We start from the raw sequence: 6,710 nt of genomic DNA, 5'->3' as shown, positions 1-6,710 counted from the left end.
AAACGATTACACCACTCCACAGTACTTGACCTCCCTTTCACCCACGCATGGAATGGGTCAGCCTGGACTCTGGGTTTTGAATTCCTTGCTTATCTAGCGCTTATCCCGATTTTCTACATTGGGTTTATTCGTAAGAACGCAAAATGGCTGGTTGCTGTTATCTATGCTGGGCTATTTTTCGGGCACCAGATTTTTGAACTGATGGGGCGTGAACCTAATCGTTTTGTAGAGCATATTCTTCGTCTGCATCCTTACTTTTTCGCAGGTGTCATTCTCTACATGTGGGGTAAGCGTATTCGCTATAACGCTACTGTGGCTATTGTGGTCACGATTCTAGGATTTGTTCTGCAATGGTTTGCACCTGGTATTGCCCAGTACATGCACCTGCCTGTGGCTTACGGAATCCTGGCTCTCAGCGCTGCGATTAAGACCGACCTGTGTCGACATAACGATATTTCGTATGGCGTGTACATCTACGCGTTCCCGGTGCAGATTATGTTGACAATTTTCGGTAGTGCATCGCTGGGCTGGGTTCTGAACTCCATCATCACTTTTGCTATCACCGTTGGTTTGGCGTGGCTGTCTTGGCTGTATGTTGAGAAACCTACGTTGGCTTTGAAGGACCGAAAGCTTCTGCGCATTCGCCGTAATCGTCCCGCAGGCACCGTAGCGGCATCTTCATAAACCGGTAAAGTATCCCACCTATTTCTGCGGCTTTCGGTGATCTTGATGAACTCGTCAAGTAAACCGGGAGCCGCAGAAGTATTTCCGAGGAAGAATGCCAGGTTCACCATCTGGCGCGGTAAAATCATAAACGGACAGGTCACCAACCTTAAGGACAGCATATGAGCGAGAACCCTTCCATCTGGGGCGAGCTGGCAGGCCTGACCCTCACCAAGGGTCACGGCACCGGCAACGACTTCATCTTTCTGACGGACGAGAACGCAGAAATTGCTCTCACCCCCGAGCTGGTAGCCCGCGCCTGCGACCGACACTTCGGCATTGGCGCGGACGGCTTCATTCGTGCTGCCCGCAGCACCGCCTCCCGCGCGGGTCAGAAGCTGCTCGAGGAGCACCCGGACGCTGTCTGGTTCATGGACTACCGCAACGGTGACGGCTCTATCGCTGAAATGTGCGGCAACGGTGTGCGCGCGTTCGTGGAGTACCTGCGCACTGAGGGCCTGATTGAGCTTGAGGTGGGCGAGACCGTCAAGATTGGTACCCGTGCCGGCGTGAAGACTGTGGCGCGCACCGAAGAGGGCTACGCGATTGATATGGGTCCGTGGAGCTTCATTCACGGTGAGGCTGCCCGTGAGGGTGGCGAGGACTGCCTGGTGTCTGCTCGCGGCCTGAAGACTCCGCGTGCTGGCCTGTCCATTTCGATGGGTAACCCGCACACCGTGGTGATGCTCGGCTCCGACGGTAAGCTGGACGGCCTGGACCTGCACAGCCTGCCTCAGGTGAACCCCGCCCCGGTCAACGGTACGAACGTTGAGTTTGTGGTGCCGGTCGACCTGGACGTTGAGAGCGGCGCGCAGGTGGGCGCTATCCGTATGCGCGTGCACGAACGCGGCGTGGGCGAGACTCTGTCGTGCGGTACCGGCGCGTGTGCGGCGGCTGCGGCGACCCGTTTCTGGGGCGGCGAGGAAGCACCGGATGAGTGGCTGGTGCATGTGCCCGGCGGTACCCTCGCGGTGACTTTCGTGCTGGGCCCGGACGACCTGGAACATGTTGTTCTGGCTGGTCCGGCGCAGATGGTTTCGACCGTCGTGCTGCGATAGCCTGTAGCGATAGCGAGCAGTCTTAGAGCAGAGATTTTATAGAGAAAAGCGGCGGATGTTTTCTGATAACACATTCAGAAAACACCCGCCGCTTTTATATTTTTAAGCAATGAGTGCCAGAGGTTTTAATCCTCGTAGCGGTGCACCTGCAGAATACGGAAGCCCTTCGAGGTCGCATAGCGCGACACCTCAAACTCGCCGGGGTGCAGCTGTCCAAGCTGCGCGTCCATCCACTTCTGCAAAGAATCGGAGCCTAGGTTCTTCTGAACCACCAAGTAGGCGTCACCACCGGGCGCCAGGCGCGGTAGCCAGGTCAGCAGGATCTCGTGCAGAACCTCCTTGCCCACGCGAATTGGCGGGTTCGACCAGATGGTGTCAAAACGCAGTTCGGGGTCAACCGACTCGGGGGTTCCGACGGTGACGTTGGACAGGCCGAGAGCGGCGGCGTTGCGTTCGGTCAGGCTAATGGAGCGGGAGTTCACATCCACCGCGTGCACCTGCGCCTGCGGTGCGAGCATCGCCAGGGTCAGGGTAATGGGGCCCCAACCGCAGCCGATGTCGAGCATGCGTTCGCCCTGCGGGTCGGGTGCTTCCTGCAGCAAAATAGCGGTGCCCTTATCAATACCGGAGGGGCTGAAAATGCCGTTAGCTGTGGTGACGGTGACCTTGCGGCCGGCAAGCTCCACCAGCACGGGGCGGGGCTTGAATTCGGTCTCGGGGGTTTCAGAGAAATAATGCTGCTCGCTCATGCTATCCAGTGTACCGGTAGGGCAAGAACCCGCCGCACACGGGCAGAGAATGCACGGGGCAGGTCAGCAGCTTGCACGCCCTGAGCGCACAGGCGACCAAACCCCCTACCTGATGCGGGCAACGGCGGTAGAATTATAGTCGTATGAATTCTAAGAACACCCCCGTATCTGATACCGAAAAGCTGCCTAGCGATGAGCAGTTGCGCCGCACCGTAGACCGCGTTCTGGGCCGCTCCCAGGCCGCCGCCTCCGTCACTACTTATGACGCCGCCGGTACCGCACATCACAGCGATAACTCTTCCAGCACTCACGGCAACAATAGCCGCCGTGTGCTGGATACTCGCGCGCGCGAAATTTCTGACGTTCAGCGCGAACACTCCGAATATGACGGTGACCAGGAAGATCTCGCTGAGCGCCGCGCACTGCGCCGTATCGCGAACCTCTCCACCGAACTTGAAGACGTCACCGAGGTCGAGTACCGCCAGCTGCGCCTGGAGCGCGTGGTGCTGGCTGGTCTGTGGACTGAAGGCACCGTAGAGGACGCAGAGAACTCCCTGCGTGAGCTCGCGGCACTGGCTGAAACCGCCGGTTCCGAGGTTCTGGACGGCCTGGTTCAGCGCCGACTCAAGCCGGACCCCGGCACCTTCCTCGGCTCCGGTAAGGCGCTGGAACTCAAGGACATTGTGGAGGCGACTGGCGCCGACACCGTCATTGTCGACTCCGAACTGGCTCCCTCGCAGCGTCGTGCTCTCGAAGACATCGTGAAGGTCAAGGTCATTGACCGCACTGCCCTGATTCTCGACATTTTCGCTCAGCACGCTAAATCCCGCGAGGGTAAGGCGCAGGTTGAGCTGGCTCAGCTGGAGTACATGCTGCCGCGTCTGCGTGGTTGGGGTGCTTCCCTGTCCCGTCAGGCGGGTGGCCGTGCCGCAGCCGGTGAGGGTATCGGTTCGCGTGGTCCCGGTGAAACCAAGATTGAGATGGACCGCCGCCGCCTGCGCGCTCGCATGGCGAAGCTTAAGCGTGAGATCGCTGCGATGGCGCCGGCGCGTGAGACGAAGCGTCTGAACCGTCGCCGTAACCGTGTGCCTTCGGTGGCTATTGCCGGGTACACGAACGCGGGTAAGTCCTCCCTGCTGAACCGTCTGACCGATGCGGGCGTGCTCGTGGAGAACGCCCTGTTTGCGACCCTGGACCCGACCGTCCGTAAGGCTCAGACCCCGGACGGTATCGGCTACACCCTCTCTGACACGGTGGGTTTCGTGCGTTCGCTACCGACCCAGCTGGTGGAGGCGTTCCGTTCCACCTTGGAAGAGGTCGCTGACGCTGACGTCATCCTGCACGTGGTGGATGCTTCGCACCCGGACCCGGAGGGGCAGATTCGTGCTGTCCGCGAGGTCATTGCGGAGGTTGACGCCCGCCATATCCCCGAGATTATTGTGCTGAATAAGGCGGATGCCGCCGACCCGTTCGTGCTGGAGCGTCTGCGCCAGCGCGAGCCGGAGCACGTAATCGTTTCGGCGCGTACCGGTGAGGGCATTGATGAGCTGAAGCAGAAGATTGCGGACACCATTCCGCGCCCCTCCATTGAGGTGAAGCTGCTGATTCCGTACTCGCACGGTGAGATTATTTCGCGCCTGCACGAGTGGGATGCCGAAATTAAGAGCACCGATTTCGTATCGGACGGCACTTTCGTGGTGGCTCTGGTCCGTGAGGATGTCGCCTCCGAACTGTCCGAGTATGTGCTGGAGAGCGACCTGCTGGAGGTTCTGGAAGAGGAACTTGCGGAGGCACAGGCCCTGGCTGAAGCGACCGCATCTGTTTCCGACCAGTCCTCTACCCCGAGGCTCTCTAGGGGCGTATGAGCGTGACCGAGAGCATCAACGCGCCCAAAAACGCCCCGGGAACCGTACCCGGATCTGCGACCGGCGGCACCCGATTCACCGGGCAGGAGCTTGAGACCCTGCCCGGAGCGAAGGATGCCCTGACCCTGCTGGACGAGGCGGTTGCCGCCACCGGCGGTCAGAACCGTGCCGGTCAGCGCATCATGGCGGCGCATGTGGCGCAGGCTCTTGAACTGCAGCGTCACCTGTTGGTCCAGGCGGGTACCGGTACCGGTAAGTCCCTGGGCTACCTGGTTCCTGCCCTGGCGCGGGTGGGGGAGTCGGACCAGCCGATTGTGGTTGCGACGGCGACTCTTGCCCTGCAGGCGCAGATCGTGAACCGCGATATTCCGCGTCTTCTACAAGCGCTGGAGCCGCGCCCGGAGTCGCAGGCGCAGGTTGCTCTGCTCAAGGGCCGCAATAACTACCTCTGCCTGCACAAGCTGGAGGGCGGCTACCCGGAAGACGAGCCGGATGTTCTCTTTGACATGCCTTCTTCGACCTCCCGCGTGGGTGAGGAAGTGGTGCGCCTGCGCGAGTGGGCTGACCGTACGGAGACCGGCGACCGTGATGAGTTGAAGCCCGGCGTCTCTGACCGTGCCTGGGCTCAGGTGTCGGTCAGTGCCGCCGAGTGTCTGGGCCGCCGCTGCCCGCTGGTGGAAGAGTGCTTTAGCGAGATGGCGCGTGGCCGTGCCGCTGAGGCTGACATTGTCATCACGAACCACGCCCTGCTGGCAATTAACGCTTTTGAAGGCATGAAGGTTCTGCCCGAACATGAGACGGTCATTATTGATGAGGCTCATGAGCTGGTGGACCGCGTGACCGGTGCCGTGTCTGGTTCTTTGACGGTTGCGATGGTTCGCCGTGCGGCACGTAGCGTGAAGAAGCATTCGAAGGCTGATTCCGGCGCACTGGAAATGGCAGCCGGCATCCTGGAGACCGCGTTCGAGGGTCTTGCCGAGGGCCTGCTGAAGGGCCTGGACGGTCGCCTTTTAACCGCTATTTCTGCGGTCAATGATGCCGCCCGCACCGCCCTGTCCGATACGAAGCCGGATGGTCAGGATGTTGACGCCGGCCTGCAGATGGCACGCTCGCGTGTCTCTGAGGTGCACGATATGAGTAGCCGCATTCTGGAGGCTTCGGGCGAGCAGGACGTGCTGTGGATTTCTCGTCAGGGTGGCTGGGAGAATGGCCGCTACGTTGCTGCTTCCGATACCGACCCGGCGACCCTGAACATCGCCCCGTTGAGCGTCGGTTTGCAGCTGCGTGACGGTCTATTTGCTGACCGCACCGTGATTCTGACGAGCGCAACCCTGACGGTGGGTGACTCTTTTGACGTTGCAGCCGCCGCCCTGGGACTGCAGGGCGAGGGCGCGCCGCGCTGGACGAGCATCGACGTGGGTTCGCCTTTCGACTACCGCAAGCAGGGCATCATGTATGTTGCCGGGGATTTGAAACCTCCGGGATTTGGTGTGCATGAGGGTCAGCTGGAGCGTCTGCGTGAGCTGTGCGAGGCGTCGGAGGGCGGTGCCCTGGGCCTGTTCTCCTCGAAGCGTGCCGCCGAGCGTGCCGCCGAGTACATGCGTGAGCATAGCGACCTGAACGTTCTTCTGCAGGGTGAGTCTTCACTCAAGGCCCTGGTGGAGGAGTTCAGCGAGGACGTTGACTCATGCCTGTTCGGAACGATGAGCCTGTGGCAGGGCGTGGACGTTCCCGGTGACTCTTGCCGCCTGGTGGTGATGGACCGCATTCCGTTCCCGCGCCCGGATGACCCGATTGCGCAGGCTCGTACGGAGGCGGTGAACCGTCACCGCGGTAACGGCTTTATGGCGGTTTCTGCTCACCACGCGGCGATTCGCATGGCGCAGGGCGCCGGTCGCCTAATCCGTTCGGTGTCTGACCGCGGCGTGGTGGCTGTGCTGGATTCTCGCGTGGCGACTAAACGCTACGGCGGTTTCTTAATGAAGGCGATGCCGCCGATGTGGTCGACGCAGAATAAGGCCGCGGTGACCGATGCGCTGGCTCGGCTTTCGGCGAGTATTGAGCGTTAGATCGGGTAAGAAGATCTATCCTGGCAGCGCCGCGCTCTGATTTAGGAATATCCGCTGTGGAAAAAGCCGCTTTGGAAATATCCGCTTTGGACATATAGAAATCACCCCGGTGATACGTGAACGTTCACGTATCACCGGGGTGATTTCTATATAGAGCTAAAAGCCTCGCGGCTATGTCTTTTAGAAGCTGTGTTGTTTATAGCAACGTTGTTTAAAGCAGCTTCTTTGAGAAGCTGTGCTGTTTAG

General features: G+C 60.2%; 5 protein-coding genes. 4 read left to right on the top strand and 1 reads right to left on the bottom strand.

What is annotated here, in order from left to right; all coding sequences use genetic code 11:
* Nucleotides 1-684 (top strand): acyltransferase family protein (locus HMPREF2779_RS09035; RefSeq protein WP_369825406.1); only part of this gene is annotated, 684 nt, incomplete at its 5' end.
* Between the two features lie 161 nt (nucleotides 685-845).
* Nucleotides 846-1,781 (top strand): diaminopimelate epimerase, encoded by a 936-nt coding sequence (gene dapF, locus HMPREF2779_RS00340; protein WP_105360531.1) that lies wholly within the window; start codon nucleotides 846-848, stop codon nucleotides 1,779-1,781.
* A 125-nt stretch (nucleotides 1,782-1,906) separates the two neighbouring features.
* Here the strand turns inward: dapF and HMPREF2779_RS00335 are convergent, their stop codons facing one another.
* Nucleotides 1,907-2,530: a class I SAM-dependent methyltransferase gene (locus tag HMPREF2779_RS00335; RefSeq protein ID WP_105360530.1), complete on the bottom strand. Its 624-nt coding sequence runs from the start codon at nucleotides 2,528-2,530 to the stop codon at nucleotides 1,907-1,909.
* Between the two features lie 143 nt (nucleotides 2,531-2,673).
* Here HMPREF2779_RS00335 and hflX point away from each other — a divergent pair, with 143 nt between their 5' ends.
* Both hflX and HMPREF2779_RS00325 read left to right on the top strand, forming a co-directional pair.
* Nucleotides 2,674-4,395, top strand: coding sequence for a GTPase HflX (gene hflX / locus HMPREF2779_RS00330; protein ID WP_105360529.1), 1,722 nt, complete (start codon nucleotides 2,674-2,676; stop codon nucleotides 4,393-4,395).
* Nucleotides 4,392-6,464, top strand: a complete 2,073-nt coding sequence (locus HMPREF2779_RS00325) for an ATP-dependent DNA helicase (protein ID WP_105360528.1) — start codon at nucleotides 4,392-4,394, stop codon at nucleotides 6,462-6,464. Before hflX ends, HMPREF2779_RS00325 begins: the two co-directional genes overlap by 4 nt.
* Nucleotides 6,465-6,710 lie beyond the last annotated feature (246 nt).

Origin of the sequence: Rothia sp. HMSC069C03 (genome assembly GCF_001811075.1) — a bacterium.
Lineage (GTDB): Bacteria > Actinomycetota > Actinomycetes > Actinomycetales > Micrococcaceae > Rothia > Rothia mucilaginosa.
The sequence above is the reverse complement of the archived record's forward strand: the minus strand, read 5'-3'. Positions and strand labels throughout refer to the sequence as shown.